Raw genomic sequence first — 1,671 nt, 5'->3', positions numbered from 1 at the left:
AATGTATTTGAAATTATTCATCCCACACAATATTTAAAATATCATATATTAATAATGAAGCAGTGGAGAATTGAAACTGGCTATAATTGGATCTATGAATATTGAATTCGCTGGCGGTGGCGAAACAAATGCGAGAGATATTGCTGAATTGTTTGTACGTAAAGGTTATGACGTTACATTATTTGGATCCGGCATGCCTTCTGGTTATAAGTTAAACCATAATAAATATGCTTTTAAATATGAGCCAAATGCCTTCACTTTTGATATAATGGCAAAAGGAACGGTATTAAAAATTTCGCATATACTTTCCATGGGGCTTATTGGAACATATACATATAATCGCATATACGAAAAAATTAAGGATTTTGATATTTATTATTTTATTTCTCCCACAATAATATTCCGCAATGTTGGATACAAACTTATGAGGGAGGGCAAAACAGTTATACTTGGAAACCACGGAACATTTTTCGAAGTTCTTGATATGTATGGCTTTCTTTCAAAGGCATATTCAAAAATACTCACAACCTTGATATTCCATAAATTGTTAAAAAAGAAAATGAAATTCTTTATACATGTCCAGAATAAATATCAGGCACAGTATTATGCAAAGATTAATTGCGATACAGAGTACATAAGGGAGATTCCATACAATAATGTAAAATTCAGCAATTATGGGTGTTTTGATAATGATGGATTTTCTGTTGTATATCTTGGAAGATTGATGAAAAGCAAGGGAATGGATATATTAACTGCACTGGAAAGTAAGGATAACATAAATTTGCATATAATTGGCGATGGGCCATATATGAAGGAAGTTCAAAAAAATAAAGGCAATAGCACTGTAATCCATGGCTATATATCAAATCAGGATAAGATAAAAATTCTGGCAGAAAGTGATGTAATGGTTGTCCCATCTATAAACGAATCACTGTCAATATCGGCTATAGAAGGCCTTGCATCAGGACTTTATTTGATAGTGTCAGGAACATCAATGGGGCCAAGGTATATTGTCAGGCAGGATAACATTTTTGGAGTTGCAGTTCCAAGAACGCCAAAAAATTTTATTAAGGAAATTGAAAGGATAAAAGAAATAAAAAACAGGAATCCACTTGATTATTATAAAGAAAAAATGTTAAGGCGTGAAATAGCAATGAAGATGTTCGATGCATCTGTAGTAGACCAGAAAATAATTGAACTTTTTAACGATGCAATTAATAAAAATAAAGGAATTCAATAACCGGCCGAACCTTTAATTATTTTATGCGGCAAATAACTTGATTCTATTTCTTCAATTTCTTCTTCTTTTAAACTAATATCCAGTGCCCGTATATCATCGTCAAGGTATTCCATTTTTGTAGCACCAATTACCGGTATAAATCCTTTATTAATTACATATGCAAGAGCTAATTGTGCGATTTTAACTCCCTTATTTTTTGCAATTTCTTCCATTTTCTCAAGAACATTAAAATCGGAATCTGCGAAATATCGCTGCTTCATTACAGGATAGGATTCAGTTCTTACTGTTTTATTATCTGCTCCGCGTTTATATTTTCCGGAGAGAAATCCTGCTGCAATTGGGGAAAACGGCGAATAAGCTAAATTATGTTTTTTGCAAAACGGTATGCTATCCCTTTCATCTTCCCTGTAAACAGCATTATAATGATTCTG

Annotated in this window: 2 protein-coding genes; one reads left to right on the top strand and one right to left on the bottom strand. The window is 32.5% G+C overall.

Going from position 1 to position 1,671, the window contains the following annotated elements; translation table 11 throughout:
* Positions 1-70 precede the first annotated feature (70 nt).
* Entirely contained in the window at positions 71-1,240 is a 1,170-nt protein-coding gene (locus WKI77_RS07615; protein ID WP_337861224.1) for a glycosyltransferase family 4 protein, read from the top strand.
* On the opposite strand, the gene WKI77_RS07610 is transcribed toward WKI77_RS07615, so the two are convergent.
* A partial coding sequence (locus WKI77_RS07610) for an aldo/keto reductase (protein ID WP_337861223.1) occupies positions 1,234-1,671 on the bottom strand: 438 nt, incomplete at its 5' end. The two genes, WKI77_RS07615 and WKI77_RS07610, sit on opposite strands and share 7 nt — an antisense overlap.

It is taken from the genome of Ferroplasma sp. (assembly GCF_037442045.1).
GTDB lineage: Archaea > Thermoplasmatota > Thermoplasmata > Thermoplasmatales > Thermoplasmataceae > Ferroplasma.
The sequence above is the reverse complement of the archived record's forward strand: the minus strand, read 5'-3'. Positions and strand labels throughout refer to the sequence as shown.